18 protein-coding genes are annotated in these 22,993 nt (G+C 60.3%); 7 read left to right on the forward strand and 11 right to left on the reverse strand.

The window, feature by feature from the left end:
* The first annotated feature begins 4 nt into the window (after positions 1 to 4).
* Positions 5 to 4,447 (forward strand): RHS repeat-associated core domain-containing protein, encoded by a 4,443-nt coding sequence (locus tag BFP96_RS15580; RefSeq protein WP_083205609.1) that lies wholly within the window; start codon positions 5 to 7, stop codon positions 4,445 to 4,447.
* Positions 4,448 to 4,455: 8 nt separating this feature from the next.
* Positions 4,456 to 5,118, forward strand: a complete 663-nt coding sequence (locus tag BFP96_RS15585; RefSeq protein ID WP_065897684.1) for a hypothetical protein — start codon at positions 4,456 to 4,458, stop codon at positions 5,116 to 5,118.
* Positions 5,119 to 5,208: 90 nt separating this feature from the next.
* Here BFP96_RS15585 and BFP96_RS15590 read toward each other — a convergent pair whose 3' ends face one another.
* The 3 genes from BFP96_RS15590 to BFP96_RS15600 all read right to left on the reverse strand — a co-directional run bounded on the left by BFP96_RS15590 (position 5,209) and on the right by BFP96_RS15600 (position 7,027).
* Entirely contained in the window at positions 5,209 to 5,484 is a 276-nt protein-coding gene (locus BFP96_RS15590; protein WP_003213368.1) for an HU family DNA-binding protein, read from the reverse strand.
* Positions 5,485 to 5,674: 190 nt separating this feature from the next.
* Positions 5,675 to 6,823, reverse strand: coding sequence for an NAD(P)/FAD-dependent oxidoreductase (locus BFP96_RS15595; RefSeq protein ID WP_065892303.1), 1,149 nt, complete (start codon positions 6,821 to 6,823; stop codon positions 5,675 to 5,677).
* Positions 6,824 to 6,859: 36 nt separating this feature from the next.
* A complete protein-coding gene (locus BFP96_RS15600; protein WP_017476746.1) occupies positions 6,860 to 7,027 on the reverse strand; it encodes a rubredoxin in 168 nt (55 codons plus the stop codon).
* 194 nt (positions 7,028 to 7,221) lie between these two features.
* Here BFP96_RS15600 and BFP96_RS15605 point away from each other — a divergent pair, with 194 nt between their 5' ends.
* Together BFP96_RS15605 and ubiA are read left to right on the forward strand one after the other, a co-directional pair.
* Positions 7,222 to 7,785, forward strand: a complete 564-nt coding sequence (locus tag BFP96_RS15605) for a chorismate--pyruvate lyase family protein (protein ID WP_065892302.1) — start codon at positions 7,222 to 7,224, stop codon at positions 7,783 to 7,785.
* Entirely contained in the window at positions 7,785 to 8,675 is an 891-nt protein-coding gene (ubiA, locus tag BFP96_RS15610) for a 4-hydroxybenzoate octaprenyltransferase (RefSeq protein ID WP_065883776.1), read from the forward strand. Before BFP96_RS15605 ends, ubiA begins: the two co-directional genes overlap by 1 nt.
* A gap of 119 nt (positions 8,676 to 8,794) precedes the next feature.
* On the opposite strand, the gene BFP96_RS15615 is transcribed toward ubiA, so the two are convergent.
* Positions 8,795 to 9,172, reverse strand: a complete 378-nt coding sequence (locus BFP96_RS15615) for a COG4315 family predicted lipoprotein (protein WP_065883778.1) — start codon at positions 9,170 to 9,172, stop codon at positions 8,795 to 8,797.
* 156 nt (positions 9,173 to 9,328) lie between these two features.
* Here BFP96_RS15615 and phoB point away from each other — a divergent pair, with 156 nt between their 5' ends.
* From phoB to BFP96_RS15630, 3 genes are all read left to right on the forward strand, one after another.
* Complete coding sequence (gene phoB, locus BFP96_RS15620) at positions 9,329 to 10,018, forward strand: phosphate regulon transcriptional regulator PhoB (RefSeq protein WP_003195617.1); 690 nt, start codon at positions 9,329 to 9,331, stop codon at positions 10,016 to 10,018.
* A gap of 94 nt (positions 10,019 to 10,112) precedes the next feature.
* On the forward strand, positions 10,113 to 11,399 hold the full coding sequence (phoR, locus tag BFP96_RS15625; protein ID WP_237140443.1) for a phosphate regulon sensor histidine kinase PhoR: 1,287 nt from the start codon (positions 10,113 to 10,115) through the stop codon (positions 11,397 to 11,399).
* Between the two features lie 267 nt (positions 11,400 to 11,666).
* Positions 11,667 to 13,007: a hemolysin family protein gene (locus BFP96_RS15630; RefSeq protein ID WP_065893029.1), complete on the forward strand. Its 1,341-nt coding sequence runs from the start codon at positions 11,667 to 11,669 to the stop codon at positions 13,005 to 13,007.
* A 58-nt stretch (positions 13,008 to 13,065) separates the two neighbouring features.
* Here BFP96_RS15630 and BFP96_RS15635 read toward each other — a convergent pair whose 3' ends face one another.
* From BFP96_RS15635 to BFP96_RS15665, 7 genes are all read right to left on the reverse strand, one after another.
* Positions 13,066 to 13,968, reverse strand: a complete 903-nt coding sequence (locus BFP96_RS15635; RefSeq protein WP_065893028.1) for a response regulator — start codon at positions 13,966 to 13,968, stop codon at positions 13,066 to 13,068.
* A gap of 165 nt (positions 13,969 to 14,133) precedes the next feature.
* Positions 14,134 to 14,895: a phosphate signaling complex protein PhoU gene (phoU, locus tag BFP96_RS15640; RefSeq protein ID WP_057726096.1), complete on the reverse strand. Its 762-nt coding sequence runs from the start codon at positions 14,893 to 14,895 to the stop codon at positions 14,134 to 14,136.
* A 70-nt stretch (positions 14,896 to 14,965) separates the two neighbouring features.
* The gene (gene pstB / locus BFP96_RS15645; RefSeq protein ID WP_065883786.1) at positions 14,966 to 15,799 is read right to left on the reverse strand and encodes a phosphate ABC transporter ATP-binding protein PstB; all 834 of its coding nucleotides are present in this window, start codon (positions 15,797 to 15,799) and stop codon (positions 14,966 to 14,968) included.
* Positions 15,800 to 15,975: 176 nt separating this feature from the next.
* Positions 15,976 to 17,646 (reverse strand): phosphate ABC transporter permease PstA, encoded by a 1,671-nt coding sequence (gene pstA, locus BFP96_RS15650; RefSeq protein ID WP_065893027.1) that lies wholly within the window; start codon positions 17,644 to 17,646, stop codon positions 15,976 to 15,978.
* Positions 17,647 to 17,661: 15 nt separating this feature from the next.
* Entirely contained in the window at positions 17,662 to 19,695 is a 2,034-nt protein-coding gene (locus BFP96_RS15655) for an ABC transporter permease subunit (RefSeq protein ID WP_170876014.1), read from the reverse strand.
* 484 nt (positions 19,696 to 20,179) lie between these two features.
* Positions 20,180 to 21,166 carry a phosphate ABC transporter substrate-binding protein PstS gene (locus tag BFP96_RS15660; protein WP_065883793.1) on the reverse strand — a complete coding sequence of 329 codons (987 nt, stop codon included), beginning with the start codon at positions 21,164 to 21,166 and terminating at the stop codon, positions 20,180 to 20,182.
* A gap of 203 nt (positions 21,167 to 21,369) precedes the next feature.
* The gene (locus BFP96_RS15665) at positions 21,370 to 22,659 is read right to left on the reverse strand and encodes an MFS transporter (RefSeq protein WP_065893025.1); all 1,290 of its coding nucleotides are present in this window, start codon (positions 22,657 to 22,659) and stop codon (positions 21,370 to 21,372) included.
* Between the last annotated feature and the right edge of the window lie 334 nt (positions 22,660 to 22,993).

The following is a 22,993-nucleotide window of genomic DNA, read 5'->3' on the forward strand; positions in this document are numbered from 1 at the left end:
CTGTATGTCTGACGCGTTATGGGCAGCCCGGATGGGCGATGCGCTGACCCACACCTCCATGATGGCCGATATCCTCGGCGGTGTGCTGGAGGTGGCGGCCAACGTGGCGATTACTGCGCTGGCGACCGCCGCTGTCGCAGCGGCTGTGGGGGTGACGATTGCTACTGCCGGTATCGGCGGCTGCATCCTCGGCGCTGTGGTGGGCATCGTCGTCGGCATGGCCATGAGCAAGACGGGGGCCGACAAGGGCCTCAGTAAGATGTGCGAGAGTTTCGCCAATGCGCTGTTTCCGCCAGTAGTGGAAGCCACCATTGCAGTCGGTTCGACCGACACCTTCGTCAACAGCATTCCGGCTGCGCGGGCCGCGGGTGCAATTCCCTCCCATGTCGCGCCCGCCGGGACCGAGCTGGAACCCGACGAACCCGAACCTGATGTCGAAACTGCGCCAGAGCCTGGCTTCCTCGACATGGCCGAGGGATTTTTCTCTCAACTGTGGCGCCCTACCGTTGCGTCGCCAGCACCCGGTGTCGTGCCGCTGCCCACCGACCTGGTCCTATGCGCCCGCCACCCGCCAATGCCCCCGCAGCTCCTTGCCGAGGGCTCCGATAAAGTCACCATCAACGGCCAACCCGCCGTACGCAGCGGCGACCGCAGCATGTGCGATGCGACGGTGGTTTCTTCAGGCCTGATTTCATCAAACGTCACAATTGGTGGCGGTACGGTAGTGGTGCAGGAGATTCGCAGCGGGAAGACGCCCGGTGTGGGACTGGCGATTGAAGCTCTAATGATGCTCAAGGGCGCGAAGGGGAAAACGCTGAGTAATTTGCCGTGCATGTTGCTCAGTGGCGTGGGGTCTTACGCGGTGAGCCAAGCCATGGGCGCGATGGCAAACGCTGCGATGGGGTCGCCCAACCCCGTGCATGCGGCAACAGGCGCTAAAGTTCTGGGCAGCGATTTCGACTTGGACTTTTCCTTGCCTGGATTGTTACCGATTGACTGGCAGCGCTTCTACAACAGCCGCGACGTTCGCCGCGATGGGCTGTTCGGTGCAGGCTGGAGCGTGCCTTATGAAGTCGCCGTGCAGATACTGTCTCACCCGGATGGCGGGGAAGAGCTGATCTATACCGATGAGCAGGGCCGTCGTATCAACCTGGGCTCAGTGGCGCTGGGTAGTGCGATGTTCAGCCCGGGCGAAGGTTTGAGCATTCGGCGTCACCGTAACGGGCAGCTATTGATTGAAAGCGACAACGGCCTGTATCGGCTATTTGACATATCCCCCGGCGACGCTTCGTCGCTGCGCCTGAGCCAATTGGGTGACCGCAACGACAATCGAATCTATCTGGACTATGACGCAGCGGGTCAACTGATGGCGCTGCGCGACACATTTGATCTGGTCCGAGTCGAGTTGATTCGCGAGCAAGGCCGTGTGGATCGGATTGAGCGGCTGTATCCCGATCATCGTCGGGAAGTCTTGGTCAGCTATGGCTACGACGAAGCCGGCGACCTGGCAGAAGTACGTGACGCTACGGATCAGGTCCAACGGCGCTTCGCATACGACGCCGGACGTCGCATGGTGGAGCATCAACTGCCTACCGGGCTGCGCTGCTTCTATGAATGGGGCTTGATTGAAGGCGTCGAGTGGCGTGTGACAGGTCACTGGACCAATGAAGGCGATCGCTATCATTTCGACTATGACCTGAACGTAGGAACGACACGTATCACCGACGGCTTACAGCGGGTAAGCACACGCGTTTGGAATACCCAGTATCAGGTTACCCAGTACACCGATAATCTGGGGCAAGCCTGGCTCTTTGAATGGAACGACGAACGCCAACTGCTCAGCGCAACAGACCCGCAAGGCGGACGCTATGAATACTGCTATGACGAATCTGGCAATTTAATCAGCGAAATGGACCCTCTGGGTCGGCGCGACACAACCCTTTGGCTTGATCATTGGGCATTGCCGTTAGTCGAGACCGACGCCGCCGGCAACAGCTGGAAATTCCTGTATGACCCGCGAGGCAACTGTATCCGTGAGACCGACCCTCTCGGCAACATCACACGCTATCAGTACGACACTCACGGTCAGCCTATTGAAATCATCGATGCCACCGGCAAACGTAAAAAACTCCGCTGGAACCAGGCAGGGCAACTGATTGAGCACGTCGATTGCTCAGGCTCGCCCACACGGTTCATTTATGATGCACGCGGACATTTGCAGGCTATGTCTGACGCACTGGGAGAGCGAACTGAATTCAAGCACGACACACAGGGCAGACTGATTGGGGTCCAACTGCCTGACGGTCGCGAAGAACACTATCAGCGCGATGCCAGCGGACAACTGGTCGGATACACGGATCCCGCCGGCCACAGCACCTTTTACCAATACACACGACGCGGTCAGGTACGGCAACGCACTGATGCCCACGGTCGTAACGTGCAGTTTGGATACGACGCTTATGGCCGTCTTCTGTCTCTGACCAACGAGAATGGCGAAAGCTATCGATTTTCATGGGATGCAGGCGATCGCCTGACCGAGCAACAGGATCTGGATGGCAGTGCCAAACGCTATGAACACGATTGCCTGGATAATGTCATCCAGTTTGAAAGCGTTCCTTCACCTTACGGCAGCGGGATCGGGCTAGTACCGGAAATAGCTGCCAAACCCATTGTTCATCGCCTCAAACGCGATGCAATGGGGCGGTTGAGCGCCAAGACAACCGATGATGGCCACACCCAATACACGTACGACATGTTGGACCAACTGACTGGCGTCCACTTTATGGACACGAGCGGCCAGTCACAGACACTAGCATTCTCGTACGACGCTCTCGGGCAGATGCTGGAAGAACAGAACCAAGCGGGTTTGTTGCAACATCACTACGATGAATTGGGGAACCTGATCCAAAGCAAACTGCCCGACGGGCGCTGGATCAATCGTCTTTATTATGGCAGCGGCCATCTGCATCAAATTAACCTCAATGGCCAGGTCATCTGCGATTTCGAGCGCGACCGGCTGCACCGCGAAGTACTGCGCACACAGGGTCAGATCAGTACCCAGAGCAACTACGATCGCTCAGGACGCCTGCGTGCACGGCAACGCCGAAAGTCCAGCCCGGGTGCGATGGGAGCGACATCGTTACAAAAGCAGTTCGAATACGACGCGGCAGATAATCTGATCACTAAGTTAGACCGGCACCCTTCGAACCAAGCTCGCCAGTTGCTGCACTACGATGCCACCGCCCGGATTATTGCCAGCCAAGACAGCGGAATGGGGCAGAACGAAACCTTTTCCTATGACGCCGCCGCCAATTTATTGGATGGGCCTCCAGCCGGTAGCGGACGGATTGTGCATAACCGTCTGCTGACTTACCAAGACAAACGTTATCGCTATGACGGCTTTGGCCGAATGGTCGAAAAGCGAAGCGGTCATCGTGGTGTACAGCACATGCGTTATGACGCTGAGCATCGTCTGATCGAAGTACGGAACCAGAACGGCAATGTGGTCCGCATGACCTACGACCCACTGGGTCGACGCATTGAGAAAAACGAGACGAGCAGCGGCGGTTACTTACTCGGGTCAACACACTTCAGTTGGGATGGCTTACGGCTCCTGCAAGAACACCGAAACAACCAGACCAGCCTCTATCTGTATGAAGAGGACGGTTATGAGCCATTAGCCAAGGTAGACGGCATAGGCGCTCAGCAAAAAATCCGGTACTACCATAACGATTTCAATGGCCTCCCTCTTGAGCTCACTGAAGCCGACGGCCAAACACTGTGGCAGGCTTCCTATCGAGTATGGGGAAACACCATACGGGAAACCCGTGAACCGTCTTACATTGAGGAGCAAAACCTTAGATTCCAAGGCCAGTACCTGGATAGAGAAACCGGGCTTCATTTCAATACCTTCCGGTTTTATGACCCGGATATCGGCCGCTTCACGACACCGGATCCTATCGGGCTACTGGGTGGGCTCAATTTGTACGCCTACGGTCCCAACCCGATCAACTGGATAGATCCACTAGGATTGTCCTGCACAAGCAAAAAACCTACAGCAGCCAGTCTGTCGGATAAGGATTTCGTCAAAAAAATTGCCAGCAAGGCGGAAAAATGGGGCGTTAAAAACAAACATGGTGCTGCAGGTACTGGTCCGGTCCAAGGCAGTAAAAAGCACACCTACGCCGACAAATTGCTAAACCGCTATCAGCGTATGACCGGTCAAAAGACTCACTTGGCGGTGGAGAAATCCTACTTGAAAGGCGTCGAGGTCCCGAAAGGAACCGCCGGCAGCGCGCGGCCAGATGTCTACAACAAAAATACCGGGGAAGTACTGGATTACAAGTTCACGAAAAACCCGAACGGGCCGATTAGCAGTCGACAACAAACCAACAATAATAATAACCTCCCGATAAAACCACCTTCACAGACAGCGATACACCCCTGAGACACCTTATGAAAAAAATGACGACCGCTGAAAAAAAGGCAATCACCCAAGACTGGAAAGAAGTGATGGGGACTTATGAAATATATAAACCCCTTCACTTACTAAAGCGTAACGGTCCTCTGTTGACCGGCATTTACCTCAAGCCCGTTTATGGTGAGGAACACTATGTCCCGGTATTCCACACGCACTCATTGATGACGTCGTTCCCAGTGGTCTCGCTGGTCGCGCCAACATCACTATTAAACAGTAAGGGTGTTGAGGAATCGATAAGTCCTTTGCGCCACTCAAATAAGTTCGAAGCACTTGTTGAGTGTTTTCGATCGCAATGTCCTACTGCGTTCCTCGATACAATTGCATGCACTACGCTGGACTCTATTTATCAAACTACTGTAGCCGGTAGAGATAATTTTCCAGTACAGGCCATGACCGACAACATATTGTTATTGGCTTGGTGCGAGAAGAGTGCAATGGCCCACGAACGCATCGAGCATTACAAGTCAATCCTTCAAGGATGGCCGGAAGGTGTGACTCAACGCGTAGGCGGAGCAGCAGGATGGGAGCGTGAAGTCAAAACGCTGATGGCCCCGGAAAATCTTGAAAACTCCGTTGCACAAGAATTAAAGAAGTTCAAACTGAGTCATTTCCCGGATCACTCGCTTGTGTGTGATTAATCAGCGAGCCCCCACAAAAAATGGGCACCCAATCCAGTTGGCGTGCCCATTCCTCTTACCGCCCCGCCTCCTTTCGAGACGGTACCGCCATCACGGATTGACGCTGTCTTTAAGCGATTTACCCGGCTTGAACGCAACAGTATTACTGGCCTTGATCTTCACCGGCTCACCGGTCTGCGGGTTCTTGCCGGTGCGGGCGCCGCGGTGGCGTTGCAGGAAAGTGCCGAAGCCGACCAGGGTGACGCTGTCCTTGCGGTGCAGGGCGCCGGTGATTTCTTCGAGAACGGCGTTGAGGACGCGGTTGGCCTGTTCCTTGGTGAGATCGGCCTTTTCAGCGATGGCGGCGGCGAGTTCTGGTTTACGCATATGTGAAGCCTCTTTGACGGTTTTTTGTTGTTATGTCCGTGCTGCTCTCTGGTGGAGCAGCGCCAAGGCGCCGCAGGCTCTACTCTGCGGCAGACGGGAGTGAGGATGGCATGCCCTCGCACGCTCCGCCAGCCTCGCCGCGACCTTTCTATGGGTAAGAAGAGGCTGATTCCGACAGAACGACCGACATTTACGCCAGCAGCGGCGGAAGTTCCTTATTCAATGCCAGTTTTTCCATGACGGCGGTGCCGGTCAGCGCGTAGCCCAGCAGGCGACCGCTGGCGTCGCGGCACAGGGCCTTGATGTCGGCGCCCTCGCCTTCGACGCTCCATACGCCTTCGCTACCACGTGGAGGCGGTGAAACCACCAGCGGGCAGACCGGGGTCTTCACGGTGATCGGCATCGGCCCGTAGCTCACGGCGGTCGCGTTGCCGGCCAGGGTCTGGGCCAGGGCGCGGGCGCAGGTCATCAGGGGCATGACGTACAGTAGGTTCAAGCCATCGACCTCGGCACAGTCGCCCAGGGCGTAGATATTGGCGTGGGAGGTTTTGAGGTGGCGGTCCACCAAGATGCCACGGTTGATCTGCAGGCCGGCCGCCGCCGCCAGGTCTGTGCGCGGGCGCAGGCCGATGGCGGAGACCACCAGGTCGCACTGGATCACTTCGCCGTCCGACAGATGGGCTTCGAGTCCATCGGCGTTGCGTTGCAGACGATTGAGTACCGGCCCCAGGTGGAAGCGCGCGCCAATGCCTTCCAGCCGGGCCTGCACCGCAGCCGCAGCCGCCGGATGCAGCAGGGTCGGCATGACTTGCTCGCACGGCGCGACCAGGTCGACTTCATAGCCGCCAAGGATCAGGTCGTTGGCAAATTCGCAGCCGATCAGGCCGGCGCCGAGCAACAGCACGCGGCGTTTGCCGGCAGCGGCGGCGCGAAAGCGCGCATAGTCTTCAAGATCGTTGATCGGGAAAATCAGCTCGGCAGCGTCACCCTCGACCGGAACACGCACGGTCTCGGCGCCCCAGGCGAGGATCAGGTCGCGGTAGGTCACCGACTCCTCGCCGATCCACAAGCGCTTGTGGCCCGGGTCAATGCCGCTGATACGGGTGTGGGTGCGTACCTGGGCCTTGAGTTGCTCGGCCATGGCGCCAGGTTCGGCCATGCTCAGGCCATCGGCTTCCTTGTTCTTGCCAAAACCGGTGGAGAGCATGGGCTTGGAGTAGGAGCGCCCGTCATCCGCGGTGATCAGCAGCAATGGGGTGTCGCTGTCGAGCTTGCGAAACTCCCGGGCCACGTTGTAACCGGCCAATCCTGTGCCGATGATCACGACAGGTGAGTTCATTCCTTTCTCCTTGTAGTAAGTTTCGTAAACTTCAAATTAGCCGATTTCGATCATTTCGAAATCCATTTTGCCTACGCCGCAGTCCGGGCACAGCCAGTCTTCCGGGACGTCCTGCCACAGGGTGCCCGGAGCGATTCCGTCATCCGGCCAGCCATCTTTTTCGTCATAGATCAGGCCACAGACGATACATTGCCACTTTTTCATTACGTACTTCCTCAGGGTCCAGGCATCTTGGCCGACGGTCGATAGACCAGCGCTGCCGCTCGGCTCAGGGCGTTTGTACTGATCGCAGCCGGCAGATGCAAGTAGGATTGGCTTAAACGGCGGGTTCAGCCCGGCAAAAGTTCAGGACGCCATGGTAAGCTCGCCGCCTCTTTTGCTGCCAATATTGACTTGCCGTGCCGCACTCAATCGCCCCTTCCGATGCTTGCCGATGGCTGCCCCAGAGCCTTCTGAGCCCGATGCCTGCGCCCTTGACCCTCGATTGGCTGTTCGATGAAGGCTCGCTGACGCGGCGGCTGACTGGGCTGTCCGCCGGCAATTTCAGCGTGACGCCGCTGCTCGAGGGCTGGCAACCGTTGCGCGACGATGAATGCGCGGCGCTGGCCCTGCCGCCTGCCACTGTCGGCTGGGTACGCGAGGTGTATTTGCGCGGGCATGGCCAACCCTGGGTGTTTGCCCGCAGTGTCGCGTCACGCGGCGCCTTGCAGGGCGACGGCTTGCATATGGATGAGCTGGGCAGTCGGTCGCTGGGCGAGTTGTTGTTCTGCGACCGCGCCTTTACCCGTCAGCCGATCGAGGTGTGCCATTACCCGGCACATTGGCTACCCGCTGCGGATCAGGCCGACGGGCTGTGGGCGCGCCGCTCGCGCTTCGATCGCGGGGCGCTGAGCGTGCTGGTGGCGGAAGTCTTCCTGCCGAGTGTGTGGCAGGTGCTGCATGACCATCCGGAGAACCGCTGATGTACCAACGTGTGCTCAAATCCTTGAATCGCCTGAACCCCAGGGCCTGGGATTTCATTCAACTGACGCGCATGGACAAGCCCATCGGTATCTACCTGCTGCTGTGGCCGACGCTATGGGCGCTGTGGATCGCCGGCAAGGGCTCGCCGTCGCTGCTCAATATCGTGATTTTCGTGCTGGGAGTGGTACTGACCCGTGCCGGTGGCTGCGTGATCAACGACTGGGCCGACCGCAAGGTCGACGGGCATGTGAAGCGCACCGAGCAACGTCCGCTGGTCAGCGGCAAGATCAGTTCGAAAGAGGCGCTGGTGTTTTTTGCGCTGCTGATGGGTATCAGTTTCCTGCTGGTGCTGCTGACCAACGCCAGCACTATCCTGCTGTCCCTTGGCGGGCTGGCGCTGGCGGCAAGCTATCCGTTCATGAAGCGTTACACCTATTACCCGCAGGTGGTGCTGGGCGCGGCGTTCTCCTGGGGCATGCCGATGGCGTTCACGGCCGAAACCGGGCATCTGCCGGCCGAGGCGTGGCTGCTGTACATCGCCAACCTGTTGTGGACAGTGGGTTACGACACCTATTACGCGATGACCGACCGCGACGACGACTTGAGGATCGGCGTGAAATCCACCGCGATCCTGTTCGGTGATGCTGACCGTGTGATCATTCTCACCCTGCAGGGCCTGGCGCTGGTGTGCCTGTTGCTCGCCGGGGCTCGGTTCGAGCTGGGCGGCTGGTTTCACTTGGGGCTGCTGGCGGCGGCAGGCTGTTTTGCCTGGGAGTTCTGGTACACCCGGGACCGGGACCGCATGAAGTGCTTCAAGGCGTTTTTGCACAACCACTGGGCCGGGTTGGCGATTTTTGTGGGGATTGTGGTGGATTACGCGGTTCGCTGAGAGGGTTGCGGTGGCTGTAGCGACGCCATCGGGGGCAAGCCCCCTCCCACATTTTAAGGTGTTCACCCATCAACTGTGGGAGGGGGCTTGCCCCCGATGATTTCAGCAGCGCCGCGCAGTCAAGGCTTGATGATATGCCAAGCCCCACCCTTGCCATCCCCGGTCTTGTCACCGGCTTTCTTGTCATCCTTGTAGGTGTAGACCGGCTTGCCTTTGTAGGCCCATTGACTGGTCTGATCGTCGCGAGTAATCACTGTCCAGTCGCCAGCCTTGGTATCCGTAGACTCCGCCTTCAGCGGCGGCCAGTTGGTCGCGCACTGGTCCTTGCACGCGGACTTGCCGTCGGCGTCCTTGTCGAAGGTGTAGAGCGTCAGGCCTTTGTGATCCACCAGCATCCCGTCTTTCGTCATCGCAGGTTCTGCGGCAAACGCCAGGCCCGGCAGCGTCAACGCGGCCGTTACCAGCAGGGCTTTCCAGGAAATCGTGCTGTAAGTCATCGGAACCTTCCTTTTGTGGTTGTCAGGATTCGGACCCAAAGGGTAGTCCAGAGTGCCGTGAATTGCCCAAGGGACTAAATTACTGTCACACGACTGCAATAATTCCGTTATCTAATGCGGCGCAAGACAGTTAAATGACAAAGAGGATTTTTGAGCATGGTTGGCAGGAGCATTCTGATTGTTGACGACGAAGCGCCCATTCGCGAGATGATCGCCGTTGCGTTGGAAATGGCCGGCTACGACTGCCTGGAGGCGGAGAACTCCCAGCAGGCCCATGCCATTATCGTCGACCGCAAGCCGGATCTGATCCTGCTCGACTGGATGCTGCCCGGCACTTCCGGTATCGAGCTGGCCCGGCGCCTCAAGCGTGACGAGCTGACCGGGGATATCCCGATCATCATGCTCACCGCCAAGGGCGAAGAGGACAACAAGATCCAGGGCCTGGAAGTCGGCGCCGATGACTACATCACCAAGCCTTTCTCCCCGCGAGAGCTGGTAGCGCGCCTCAAGGCCGTGCTGCGCCGAGCCGGCCCGACCGACGGCGAAGCCCCTATCGAAGTCGACGGCCTGATCCTGGACCCGATCAGCCACCGCGTGACCATCGACGGCAAGCCGGCTGAGATGGGCCCGACCGAATACCGTCTGTTGCAGTTTTTCATGACCCACCAGGAACGCGCCTACACCCGCGGCCAACTGCTGGACCAGGTGTGGGGCGGCAATGTGTATGTGGAGGAGCGCACCGTGGACGTGCATATCCGCCGTCTGCGCAAAGCCTTGGGCGATGCCTATGAGAATCTGGTACAAACCGTGCGCGGCACGGGCTACCGGTTTTCTACCAAGGGCTGAGCCAGCTGGTTGTAGACTCAAGAGCCTGACTTAACAGCTGACAAGGACGCATGTTCAAGTGAACCAAAACTGGCATGGCACCCTGATTCGCCACATGCTCCTGCTCGTCACCGGTTGCCTGCTGGTCGGGTTGATCAGTGGTTATTACGGCTGGAGCCTGGCCATCGGCATCGCGCTGTACCTGGGCTGGACCCTCAAGCAACTGCTGCGCCTGCATGAATGGCTGCGCCAGCACAAACCCGACGAAGCACCGCCCGACGGCTACGGCCTGTGGGGCGAAGTGTTCGACAGCATTTACCACTTGCAGCGCCGCGACCAACGGGTGCGCGGGCGCCTGCAGGCGGTGATCGACCGGGTACAGGAGTCCACCGCCGCGCTCAAGGACGCGGTGATCATGCTCGACAGCGACGGCAACCTGGAATGGTGGAACCGCGCCGCCGAGACCCTGCTGGGCCTCAAGACGCCCCAGGACAGCGGCCAGCCGGTGACTAACCTGGTGCGCCACCCGCGCTTCAAGGAATACTTCGAGCAGGACAACTACGAAGAGGCCCTGGAAATCCCCTCGCCCACCAACGATCGCGTGCGCATCCAGCTGTACCTGACGCGCTACGGCAACAATGAGCACTTGATGCTGGTGCGCGACGTGACCCGCATCCATCAGCTGGAACAGATGCGCAAGGACTTCGTCGCCAACGTCTCCCACGAGCTGCGCACGCCGTTGACGGTGATCTGCGGCTACCTGGAGACGCTGCTGGACAATGTCGACGAGATCAACCCGCGTTGGAGCCGCGCCCTGCAGCAGATGCAGCAACAAGGCTCGCGCATGCAAACCCTGCTCAATGACTTGCTGCTGCTGGCCAAGCTTGAGGCCACCGATTACCCCTCCGATAACCACCCTGTGGCGGTGCAAAGCCTGTTGAAAACCATCAAGAACGACGCCCAGGCGCTCTCCGGCGAGCGCGGCCAGCAGATCACGCTGGACGCCGACCCGACGGTGCTGCTCAAGGGCAGCGAGGGCGAGTTGCGCAGTGCGTTTTCCAATTTGGTGTTCAACGCGGTGAAGTACACCCAGGACAAGGGCAACATCCGCATCCGCTGGTGGGCCGACGAACAGGGGGCACACCTGAGCGTGCAGGACTCCGGCATCGGTATCGACGCCAAGCATCTGCCACGCCTGACCGAACGCTTCTACCGCGTCGATTCCAGCCGCAACTCCAATACCGGCGGCACCGGGCTGGGCCTGGCGATCGTCAAGCATGTGCTGCTGCGCCATCGGGCACGCCTGGAGATCAGCAGCGTGCTGGGGCATGGCAGTACCTTTACCTGCCACTTTCCGCCGGCGCAGGTGACGCGCTCGCAGCTCGTCGGGAATGACGAATAACTCAGCCATGGCACTAATTTGAATGTGGGAGGGGGCTCGCTCCCGATAGCGGTGTATCAGTAGCAGATGTGTTGACTGACACCCGGCTATCGGGGGCAAGCCCCCTCCCACATTTGGACCTGCAGTGTCTTGGAGGGCGTATTCCAGGCCCCGCCCGGCAGCAGCCACTAGGCAAGCGCCCCGTCAGCCGCTACATTGGCCGACTTGCGCCTGCCTTTCAGGCCTGCTTTCCCCCTATTGAACATACGGAACCTGCAAAACCCCATCATGGACCCTTCCCCTGGTATTACCCTCGCGACACTTTTCGCCGATTTCGGCATGATTCTTTTTGCACTGGTCCTGGTACTGCTCAACGGCTTCTTCGTTGCGGCGGAATTTGCCATGGTCAAACTGCGCTCGACCCGGGTCGAGGCCATCGCTCACACCAACGGCTGGCGCGGGCAGATCCTGCGCACCGTGCACAGCCAGCTCGACGCCTATCTGTCGGCCTGCCAGCTGGGTATCACCCTCGCCTCCCTGGGCCTGGGCTGGGTCGGTGAGCCGGCGTTTGCGCACATCCTCGAGCCGTTGCTGGGCGCGGTAGGCGTCGAGTCGCCGGAGGTGATCAAGGGCGTGTCGTTCTTTGCCGCCTTCTTCGTGATTTCCTACCTGCACATTGTGGTCGGCGAGCTGGCCCCCAAATCCTGGGCCATCCGCAAACCCGAATTGCTGTCGCTGTGGACCGCCGTGCCGCTGTACCTGTTCTACTGGGCGATGTACCCGGCGATCTACCTGCTCAACGCCAGCGCCAACGCGATCCTGCGCATCGCCGGCCAGGGCGAGCCCGGCCCGCATCACGAACACCATTACAGCCGCGAAGAGCTCAAGCTGATCCTGCACTCCAGCCGTGGCCAGGACCCGAGCGACCAAGGCATGCGCGTACTCGCCTCCGCCGTGGAAATGGGCGAACTGGAAGTGGTGGACTGGGCCAACTCCCGGGAAGACCTGGTCACCCTGGATTTCAACGCCCCACTCAAGGAAATCCTGGCGCTGTTCCGTCGCCACAAATTCAGCCGTTACCCGGTGTATGACGCCGTGCGCAACGAGTTCGTGGGCCTGTTGCATATCAAGGACCTGCTGCTGGAACTGGCGGCCCTGGACCATATCCCCGAGTCGTTCAACCTGGCCGAACTGACCCGCCCGCTGGAGCGCGTGTCGCGGCACATGCCGTTGTCGCAGTTGCTGGAGCAGTTCCGCAAAGGCGGCGCGCACTTCGCCCTGGTGGAAGAAGCCGATGGCAAGATCATTGGCTACCTGACCATGGAAGACGTGCTGGAAGTGCTGGTCGGCGATATCCAGGATGAACACCGCAAGGCTGAACGCGGCATCCTCGCCTACCAGCCGGGCAAGCTGCTGGTGCGTGGCGACACGCCGCTGTTCAAGGTCGAACGCCTGCTCGGCATCGACCTGGACCACATCGAGGCCGAAACCCTGGCCGGCCTGATCTACGACACCTTGAAACGGGTGCCGGAAGAGGAAGAAGTGCTGGAGGTTGAAGGCTTGCGGATCATCATCAAGAAGATGAAAGGGCCGAAGATCGTGCTGGCCAAGGTGCTGATGCTGGATTGACTACCATTGTGGGAGGGGGCAAGCCCCCTCCCACATTGGTCAGGCGGTGCTCTGTAGATCACGCACCCGGCACGAAGTGCTTCTGCGCGGTGCCACGGGCGATCAGGCGGGAGATGTAGTCCAGCTTCTGCGCATCCTGGTCGATAAACCGGAAGGTCAGTTGCAGCCAGTCGCTGTCGGGCCTGGGCTCGTAGGCAACGATGGCGTGCAGGTAGCCATTGAGGCGTGCCACTTCAGCGTTCTCGCCCTGTTCGAGGTCGAGTACGGCGCTTTCCAGTACCTGGGGCAGGACCTCACCGCGACGCACCACCAACAACGCCTCCTTGATGCTCAGCGCCTTGATCACGCATTGCTGGGTGCCGCTGGACAGGCGCAACTGGCCCTGGCCACGGCCGCTGGCGGGCGATGCGGCCGGGACAGCGGCAACAGGCGCGCTGTTGAGCAGGCCTTTATTCGGGGCAGCCGCCACCGGCGCCGACTTGACCGCTTCGGGCTTGCCACCGGTCAGTGCGCTCAGGGAGTCGTTGCCGAACGCCGAGCTCATCTTGGTCGGCGCGCTGGCGATCAACGCGTCGAGGCGGCCGATCTTGTGCAGGGCCTGCTTGACCTTGTTCAGCAACTGTTCGTTGGTGAATGGCTTGCTGACGTAACCGGACACGCCGGCCTGGATGGCCTGCACCACGTTTTCCTTGTCACCCCGGCTGGTCACCATCACGAACGGCATGGCCTTCAGGTGGGCTTGCTCGCGGCACCAGGTCAACAGCTCAAGCCCGGACATCTCCGGCATTTCCCAGTCGCACAGCACCAGGTCGAAGGTCTCGCGCATCAGAATGGATTGCGCCTTCTTGCCGTTCACCGCATCTTCGATCTTGATCCCCGGGAAGTAGTTGCGCAGGCACTTCTTCACCAGGTCGCGAATAAACGAGGCGTCATCCACCACCAACACACTGACTTTACTCATCGACCCTTCATCCTATAAAACCTTGGCTGGCAGCACGCCCATGATGGCATTTTGCCAAAACTCTGCAGTCACGTTAGGACTTATTACGCCCCGTCCGCAATCAATTCCGCTCGCCACAAACGAAAACGCCCGACCAATGGCCGGGCGTTAATTTCTCGGGCAACCTTACTTATCGTCAGATTCGCCCGGAACATTAGGGATAAGATCAGCGCTGCCTTCAACTTCGGCTTTCATGCGCTTGAGGCCCATGTGCCGAACGTCGGTGCCGCGTACCAGGTAAATCACCAATTCCGAGATATTGCGCGCGTGGTCGCCGATGCGCTCCAGCGAGCGCAGCACCCAGATGATGCTCAAGACGCGCGAGATAGAGCGCGGGTCTTCCATCATGTAGGTGGCCAGCTCACGCAAGGCGGTCTTGTATTCGCGATCGATGACTTTGTCGTACTGGGCCACCGACAGCGCCAGGTCCGCATCGAACCGCGCAAACGCGTCGAGGGCATCGCGCACCATGTTGCGCACCTGGTCGCCGATGTGGCGCACTTCCACGTACCCACGCGGCGCTTCGCCTTCTTCGCACAGCTGGATGGCGCGGCGGGCGATTTTGGTGGCTTCGTCGCCGATACGCTCGAGGTCGATCACCGACTTGGAGATGCTGATGATCAAACGCAGGTCGGAAGCCGCGGGCTGGCGGCGGGCCAGGATGCGCAGGCATTCCTCATCGATGTTGCGTTCCATCTGATTGATCTGGTCATCGATCTCACGCACCTGCTGGGCCAGGCCCGAATCGGCCTCGATCAGCGCGGTGACCGCATCGTTGACTTGCTTCTCCACCAGGCCGCCCATCGCCAGGAGGTGGCTGCGCACTTCCTCGAGCTCGGCGTTGAACTGCGCGGAGATGTGGTGGGTAAGGCCTTCTTTGCTAATCATGTTGGCGTCCTTGGAGCGTCCGGTAAGGTGCGGAGAACCGCAGCGTCAGTGCAATCAGAACCACGGCTTCCTAGCCGTAGCGACCGGTGATGTAGTCTTCGGTCTGCTTTTTCGCCGGATTGGTGAACAGGGTATCGGTATCGCCGAACTCCACCAGCTTGCCCATGTACATGAACGCGGTGTAATCGGACACCCGCGCGGCCTGCTGCATGTTGTGGGTCACGATGACGATGGTGAACTTGGACTTGAGTTCGTAGATCAGCTCTTCGACCTTGAGCGTGGAGATCGGGTCGAGGGCCGAGCACGGTTCGTCGAGCAGCAGCACTTCAGGTTCCACGGCGATGGTACGGGCGATGACCAGACGCTGTTGCTGACCACCGGACAAACCAAGGGCCGACTCGTGCAGGCGATCCTTGACCTCGTCCCACAGCGCTGCGCCCTTGAGCGCCCACTCGACCGCTTCGTCGAGGATGCGTTTTTTGTTGATGCCCTGGATGCGCAGGCCATAGACCACGTTTTCATAGATGGTCTTGGGGAACGGGTTGGGCTTCTGGAACACCATGCCCACGCGGCGACGCAACTCGGCCACGTCTTCGCCCTTGCGATAGATGTTGGTGCCGTAGAGGTTGATGGCACCTTCCACGCGGCAACCGTCCACCAGGTCGTTCATGCGGTTGAACGTGCGCAGCAACGTGGACTTGCCGCAGCCGGACGGGCCGATGAAGGCGGTCACGCGCTGCTTGGGGATGTTCATGCTGACGTCGAACAGCGCCTGCTTGTCGCCGTAGTAGAGACTCAGGCCCGGCACTTCGATGGCCACGGTTTCCTGGGCCAGGCTCAGGCTTTGCTTGTCGCGTCCCAGGGCCGACATGTTGATGCCGTGGGAATGGGTTTCGTGTTGCATGGGATGCTCCCTGTGCTACCAATTCATTTCAGTGAGCCGCGGCGAAAGGCCTGCGGTTACATCATTCTTCTGTAGGAGCGAGCTTGCTCGCGAAGCTCGTTAACGATAACGCGGGGCGCCTGAATGAACGCGGTGCCCTTGCGTTTCTCGCGAGCAAGCTCGCTCCTACTGGGTTATCAGCTGTCCAGCGCTTTGTATTTCTCGCGCAGGTGGTTACGAATCCACACCGCCGACAGGTTGAGCGTGGCGATTACCATCACCAGCAGCAGGGCGGTGGCGTAGACCAGCGGTCGCGCCGCTTCGACGTTGGGGCTCTGGAAGCCGACGTCATAGATATGGAAGCCCAGGTGCATGATCTTCTGGTCTAGGTGAAGGTACGGGTAGTTGCCGTCCAGCGGCAGCGACGGGGCCAGCTTCACCACGCCGACCAGCATCAACGGCGCCACTTCACCGGCGGCACGGGCCACGGCGAGGATCATGCCGGTCATCATCGCCGGGCTGGCCATCGGCAGCACGATCTTCCACAGCGTTTCCGCCTTGGTCGCGCCGAGCGCCAGGGACCCTTCCCGCACGGTACGAGGAATCCGCGCCAGGCCTTCTTCGGTGGCCACGATCACCACCGGCACCGCCAGCAATGCCAGGGTCAGCGAGGCCCAGAGCAGGCCCGGCGTGCCGAAGGTCGGCGCCGGCAGGGCTTCGGCGAAGAACAGCCGGTCCACCGAGCCCCCCAGTACGTACACGAAAAAGCCCAGGCCAAACACGCCGTAGACGATGGCCGGCACGCCCGCCAGGTTGTTGACCGCGATGCGGATGATCCGCGTCAGGGTGTTCTGCTTGGCGTACTCACGCAAGTAAACCGCCGCCAGCACGCCGAACGGCGTGACGATCATCGCCATGATCAGGGTCATCATCACGGTGCCGAAGATCGCCGGGAAGATCCCGCCTTCGGTGTTGGCTTCCCGTGGGTCGTCGCTCAAGAACTCCCAGACCTTGCTGAAGTAGAAGCCGATCTTGGTCAGGGTGCCCATGGCGTTCGGCTGGTAGGCGTGCACCACCTTGCCGATACCGATTTCGATTTCCTTGCCGTTGCCGTCCCGGGCCGTCAGCGCGTCGCGGTTGAACTGGGCGTGCAGGTCGGCCAGGCGCGCTTCGATGTCCTGGTAGCGGGCATTCAGCTCGGCGCGGTCGGCGTCCATATCGGCCTGGGCGGCGGCGTCAAGCTTGCCTTCCAGCTCCAGCTTGCGACCGTGCAGGCGAACGCGCTCCAGCCCGGCGTTGATCGCGCCGATATCGGTTTTTTCCAGGCTCTTGAGCTGGGCGGCGAGCTTGTTGACGCGCTCCACACGGGCTTGCAACTCCGGCCACGCGGCCTCGCCTTCGGCGATGATCTTGCCATCCTGCTTGACGTTGACCAGGGTGCCGTAGAAGTTGCCCCATTCACGCCGCTCGATGGTCATCAACTGCACCGGCCTGGTCTGGTCCTTCAACCATTCGCCGACGATCCAGGTGAAGTCATTGCCGTTCAAGTCGCGGTTGCCGACCTTGATCAGCTCGCGGGTCATGAACTCCGGGCCCTCGTCGGGCACCGGCAGGCCGGCGCTTTTCAGGCGCTCGCGCGGCACTTCTTCCTTCTGCACCACTTCGCCGATGACGATATGGTTGGCCTGGCCCGGTACGCTGTAGTTGGCCTGGATCAGGTCGGCCGGCCAGAAATGGCCCAGACCGCGCACTGCAATCACCGCCAGCAAACCAATGGTCATGATGACCGCGATGGACACTGCGCCACCGCTGATCCAGACGCCGGGGGCGCCGCTCTTGAACCATCCATTCAGGGAGTTCTGTTTCACAGACTTCTACCTTTCTTAAAGCGACGAGTATTTCTTGCGCAGACGCTGACGGATCAGCTCGGCGAGGGTATTCATGATGAACGTGAACAGCAGCAGCACCAGCGCCGAGAGGAACAGCACGCGGTAGTGACTGCCGCCCACTTCCGACTCGGGCATTTCCACCGCGACGTTGGCCGCCAGGGTGCGCAGGCCTTCGAACAGGTTCATCTCCATCACCGGCGTGTTACCGGTGGCCATCAGCACGATCATGGTCTCGCCCACGGCGCGGCCCATGCCGATCATCAGCGCGGAGAAGATGCCCGGGCTGGCAGTCAGGATCACTACGCGGGTCATGGTCTGCCAGGGCGTGGCACCGAGGGCCAGGGAGCCCAGGGTCAGGCCGCGCGGCACACTGAACACGGCGTCTTCGGCGATGGAGTAGATGTTCGGGATGACCGCAAAACCCATGGCCAGGCCGACCACCAGGGCGTTGCGCTGGTCGTAGGTGATGCCCAGGTCATGGGAAATCCACATGCGCATGTCGCCGCCGAAGAACCAGGTCTCCAGGTACGGGCTCATGTACAGCGACAGCCAGCCCACGAACAGGATCACCGGGATCAGGATCGCGCTTTCCCAGCCATCCGGCACCCGCAGGCGGATCGACTCAGGCAAACGGCTGAACACAAAGCCGGCCACCAGGATGCCAATCGGCAACAGCATCAGCAGGCTGAAAATCCCCGGCAGATGCCCTTCCACATAAGGCGCCAGGAACAGGCCGGCGAAGAAACCGAGGATCACCGTGGGCATCGCTTCCATCAATTCGATCACCGGCTTGACCTTGCGGCGCAGGCTCGGGGCCATGAAGTAAGCGGTGTAGATCGCGGCGGCTACAGCCAGCGGTGCGGCGAGCAGCATCGCGTAGAACGCGGCTTTCAGCGTACCGAAAGTCAGCGGCGCCAGGCTCATCTTGGGTTCGAAGTCGGTGTTGGCGGCAGTCGATTGCCAGACGTACTTGGGCTCGTCGTAGTTCTCGTACCAGACCTTGCTCCACAGCGCGCTCCACGACACTTCCGGGTGCGGGTTGTCGAGCAGCAACGGTTGCAGCTTGCCACCGGCTTCGACGATGACGCGGTTGGCCCGTGGCGACAGGCCGAACACGCCTTGGCCGTCGACCACTGGATCGACCAGCAAGGTACGGTGCGCGGTGCTATGGAACACGCCGAACTGGCCGGAAGCGTCGAGGGCGGTGAAGCCTTTGCGACGCTCTTCGGCGGTGATTTCCACGATGGGCGCAGTGCCCATCTGGAAGGTACGGATCTGCTTGAGGCGTTGCTCGCCATCCGGATCGCGGGCCATGAACCACTGGGCCAGGCCGCCCTTGGAGTTACCGATGATCAGCGAGATGCCGCCCACCAGTTGGGTGCTGGCGGTGACTTCGGCAGTGCCGTCTTCCAGCAGCTTGTAGCGACCGTTGAGACTCTTGTCGCGCAGGCTGAACACATCGGCCAGGGCGCGACCGTTGATCACATACAACCATTGCTGGCGCGGGTCGATGAAGATCGCCTTCACCGGCTCGGTCATTTGCGGCAGTTCGACACGTTTCTGCTCGCTGGTGACTTCGCCGGTCATCATGTTTTCTTCGCGACTCAGGGTCAGCACGTTCAAGTGCGAACCGGCCGAGCCTGCAACCACCAGCGACGAGTCCGTGGCATTGAGGGCGACGTGCTCCAACGGGCGGCCGGTATCGTCGAGCACGATAGGCGTTTCACCGTAGGGGTACTCAATCGCAGGCGTGATGGTTTTCTTGCCGTCCGGGTATGACACCTTATAGGTGTGACGGAACACCAGGGACTGGCCATTGGACAAACCGAGGATCACCAGCGGGCTGCCCGGCTGGTCTTCACCAATAGACGCTACGCTCGCGCCTGCCGGCAGCGCCAGGTCGACACGCTTGAGTTCGGCACCGGTAGTGACATCGAAGAACAGCGCCTGGCCCTTGTCGGAAACCCGCATGGCGACCTGGTTCTGTTCTTCCAGAGAAATCATCAGCGGCTTGCCGGCGTCCTGGATCCAGGCCGGTGTGAGCGCTTCTTCCTTGGTCAGCGAAGCCCCCTGGAACAAGGGCGCGACCACGTAGGCGAGGAAGAAGAAAATCAGGGTGATTGCGCCGAGAACGGCGAGGCCGCCGACCAGCACATACCAACGAGTCAAACGGTCTTTGAGCGCGCGAATGCGGCGCTTGCGTTGCAGCTCAGGCGTATTGAAATCAATGCGCTTGGGGGGAGAAGTTGTCGTCATGGTGGAATTGGCCAGATCATTCATGCGCACACCCTAGCGATCCTGTATGACAGAAAGATGACAATGCAGTGACGCAGGAAATCCGCCGCGAAGCATAGCTGGCAGCGGACTTGAAATTAGGAGTTTCTGTAGGAGCGAGCTTGCTCGCGAAAGGCGACAGGGCGCCGCGTTGATTCAGAAACGGCGCGTTATCGTTGACGATCTTCGCGAGCAAGCTCGCTCCTACAGAAAGGCTGGTTTTACCCAGCCCAGCTACTTAGTTGCCTTCTTTCAGACCCAGGTCAGCCAGGGCCTTGGCGGCAACTTTGGCTGGCAGCGGGATGTAACCGTCTTTCACGACAACTTCCTGGCCCTGTTTGGACAGCACCAGTTTCACGAACTCGGCTTCCAGCGGTGCCAGAGGCTTGTTCGGGGCTTTGTTGACGTAAACGTAGAGGAAACGCGACAGCGGGTATTTGCCGTTCAGGGCGTTTTCTTCGCTGTCCTCGATGAACTCAGTGCTGCCTTTCTTGGCCAGGGCCACGGTCTTCACGCTGGCGGTCTTGTAGCCGATGCCCGAGTAACCGATGCCGTTCAGCGAGGAGCTGATCGACTGCACGACCGAGGCCGAGCCAGGCTGTTCGTTCACGTTAGGCTTGTAGTCGCCTTTGCACAGGGCTTCTTCCTTGAAGTAGCCGTAGGTGCCGGATACCGAGTTACGGCCGAACAGTTGAACCGGCTTGTTGGCCAGGTCGCCAGTCACGCCCAGGTCGCCCCAGGTTTTCACGTCGGCTTTAGCGCCGCACAAGCGCGTCGAGGAGAAGATCGCGTCGACCTGTTCCATGGTCAGGTGCTGGATCGGGTTGTCCTTGTGCACGAATACCGCCAGGGCATCCACGGCTACCGGGATAGCGGTTGGCTTGTAGCCGTACTTCTGCTCGAAGGCCGCCAGTTCGGTGTCCTTCATCTTGCGGCTCATCGGGCCCAGGTTGGAGGTGCCTTCAGTCAGCGCAGGTGGCGCGGTGGCAGAGCCGGCCGCTTGAATCTGGATGTTGACGTTCGGGTATTCCTTTTTATAACCCTCGGCCCACAGGGTCATCAGGTTTGCCAGGGTATCGGAACCGACGCTGGACAGGTTGCCCGACACACCAGTGGTCTTGACGTAAGCCGGGATCGCCGGGTCAACGCCAGCAGCCACCGCGTTGGCGGTCGCGACGCCAGCAGCGACAAATGTCATTGCCGCCATCAAACGTTTCAGTTTCATGCCTTGCTCCTAGCAGATAGGGATAGTTGGATCGGGGCCAAGTATCGAGAGGCCGTGTGAACACTCTATGTCTGCAATGTGACAGTTAGATGAAAGGCCACTATTGGGGGGAGGATTTGCACGACGCTCGCGTATTGCGGCAGCGGGGGGACGCAGAGCGTCCCAGGCGGCATTCCCACGCGGGAGCGTGGGAACGATCAAGCTCAGCGGGAACGCTTCCACAGATACCCGCCCACCACCATCCCCATCACACACAGGGCGGCGACATAGTAGGACGGGCCCATCGGGCTTTCCTTCATCAGCAGTGACACCGCCAATGGCGTCAGCCCGCCAAACACGGCGTAGGCCACGTTGTAGGAGAACGACAGGCCGCTGAAACGCACCACCGGTGGGAAGGCTTTGACCATCACGTAGGGCACCACACCGATGGTGCCGACAAACAGGCCGGTCAAGGCGTACAGCGGGAAAAGCCAGTCCGGGTGGGCCATGAGGCTGTGGTACAGCGTCCAGGAAGTGGCCAGCAACAACGCGCAACCGGTGACCAGCACACGCCCGGCACCAAAGCGGTCGGCCAGGGCACCCGAGGCAATGCAACCCAGGCTCAGGGTCACGATGGCCAGGCTGTTGGCCTGCAACGCAACCGTGGGGCTGAAGTGGTAGACGGTCTGCAGCACGGTCGGGGTCATCAGGATGACCACCACGACGCCGGCCGACAGCAGCCAGGTCAGCAGCATCGACAGCACGATGGCGCCACGGTGGTCACGCAGTACCGCGCGCAACGGCAGTTCGGCGGCCAGGGTCTTGCGTTGCTGCATCTCGGCGAAGATCGGCGTTTCATGCAGCCAGCGGCGCAGGTACACCGACAGCAGGCCGAAGACACCGCCGAGCAGGAAGGGGATCCGCCAGGCGTAATCGGAGACCTGCTCCGGGGTATAGGCCGTATTAATCGCGGTGGCTACCAGCGAGCCCAGCAAAATACCGGCGGTGAGGCCGCTGGTGAGTGTGCCGCAGGCGTAGCCGATGTGACGTGGCGGGACGTGTTCGGAGACGAATACCCATGCGCCCGGTACCTCGCCGCCAATCGCCGCGCCCTGGATCACGCGCATCAACAGCAGCAGGAGCGGTGCCCACAGGCCGATCTGCGCGTAGGTCGGCAGCAGCCCCATGATCAAGGTCGGCACGGCCATCATGAAGATGCTCAGGGTGAACATTTTCTTGCGGCCCAGCAGGTCGCCGAAGTGCGCCATGATGATGCCGCCCAGCGGGCGAGCCAGGTAGCCGGCGGCGAAGATGCCGAAGGTCTGCATCATGCGCAGCCATTCGGGCATGTCGACGGGGAAGAACAGTTTCCCGACCACGGTGGCGAAAAATACGAAAATGATGAAGTCGTAGAATTCCAGCGCCCCGCCCAAGGCAGACAGCGACAGGGTTTTGTAGTCGTTGCGGGTCAGCGGGCGCGACGGTTGCGCACTGCTTGCGGGCACGGAGGACATGGCAAGGCTTCTCTTATAGTAATCAGCGTAAAGGACTGCACGCCCGTGACTTGCGGCGGGTCTGGCAAGATAGCAAATCGCCTGAAAAAGCACAGCGCTATGAAAACAGTTGCGCGCAAAAGCCCCGATACAGCGTCTATTTACCGACCAAATGAGCCTCAGGTGGTCGTCGTCGCGCCAGCGTCCCGATATACTCGCCCGTGCAAGCGCAGGAACCCCAGTCTTGACGGGCTGCTGTGCCAAAACGTTGTTGGGCGCCATCCAGCCGATTTGGCAGAGTTTCCCTTTAGTTCGCCTTACGAGAAACGCATCGAGCGGTGTATGTTGGTGCTGA

The sequence above is a fragment of the Pseudomonas sp. 34 E 7 genome, from assembly GCF_900005715.1.
Lineage (GTDB): Bacteria > Pseudomonadota > Gammaproteobacteria > Pseudomonadales > Pseudomonadaceae > Aquipseudomonas > Aquipseudomonas orientalis_A.

What these genes read in the sequence shown, in the direction of transcription:
- BFP96_RS15660 (WP_065883793.1), bottom strand. Translation starts at nt 21,166, where the DNA reads ATGAAACTGAAACGTTTGATGGCGGCAATGACATTTGTCGCTGCTGGC.
- ubiA (WP_065883776.1), top strand. Translation starts at nt 7,785, where the DNA reads ATGTACCAACGTGTGCTCAAATCCTTGAATCGCCTGAACCCCAGGGCC.
- BFP96_RS15615 (WP_065883778.1), bottom strand. Translation starts at nt 9,172, where the DNA reads ATGACTTACAGCACGATTTCCTGGAAAGCCCTGCTGGTAACGGCCGCG.
- BFP96_RS15665 (WP_065893025.1), bottom strand. Translation starts at nt 22,659, where the DNA reads ATGTCCTCCGTGCCCGCAAGCAGTGCGCAACCGTCGCGCCCGCTGACC.
- phoB (WP_003195617.1), top strand. Translation starts at nt 9,329, where the DNA reads ATGGTTGGCAGGAGCATTCTGATTGTTGACGACGAAGCGCCCATTCGC.
- BFP96_RS15630 (WP_065893029.1), top strand. Translation starts at nt 11,667, where the DNA reads ATGGACCCTTCCCCTGGTATTACCCTCGCGACACTTTTCGCCGATTTC.
- phoR (WP_237140443.1), top strand. Translation starts at nt 10,113, where the DNA reads ATGCTCCTGCTCGTCACCGGTTGCCTGCTGGTCGGGTTGATCAGTGGT.
- BFP96_RS15595 (WP_065892303.1), bottom strand. Translation starts at nt 6,823, where the DNA reads ATGAACTCACCTGTCGTGATCATCGGCACAGGATTGGCCGGTTACAAC.
- BFP96_RS15600 (WP_017476746.1), bottom strand. Translation starts at nt 7,027, where the DNA reads ATGAAAAAGTGGCAATGTATCGTCTGTGGCCTGATCTATGACGAAAAA.
- BFP96_RS15635 (WP_065893028.1), bottom strand. Translation starts at nt 13,968, where the DNA reads ATGAGTAAAGTCAGTGTGTTGGTGGTGGATGACGCCTCGTTTATTCGC.
- BFP96_RS15585 (WP_065897684.1), top strand. Translation starts at nt 4,456, where the DNA reads ATGAAAAAAATGACGACCGCTGAAAAAAAGGCAATCACCCAAGACTGG.
- phoU (WP_057726096.1), bottom strand. Translation starts at nt 14,895, where the DNA reads ATGATTAGCAAAGAAGGCCTTACCCACCACATCTCCGCGCAGTTCAAC.
- pstB (WP_065883786.1), bottom strand. Translation starts at nt 15,799, where the DNA reads ATGCAACACGAAACCCATTCCCACGGCATCAACATGTCGGCCCTGGGA.
- BFP96_RS15590 (WP_003213368.1), bottom strand. Translation starts at nt 5,484, where the DNA reads ATGCGTAAACCAGAACTCGCCGCCGCCATCGCTGAAAAGGCCGATCTC.
- BFP96_RS15580 (WP_083205609.1), top strand. Translation starts at nt 5, where the DNA reads ATGTCTGACGCGTTATGGGCAGCCCGGATGGGCGATGCGCTGACCCAC.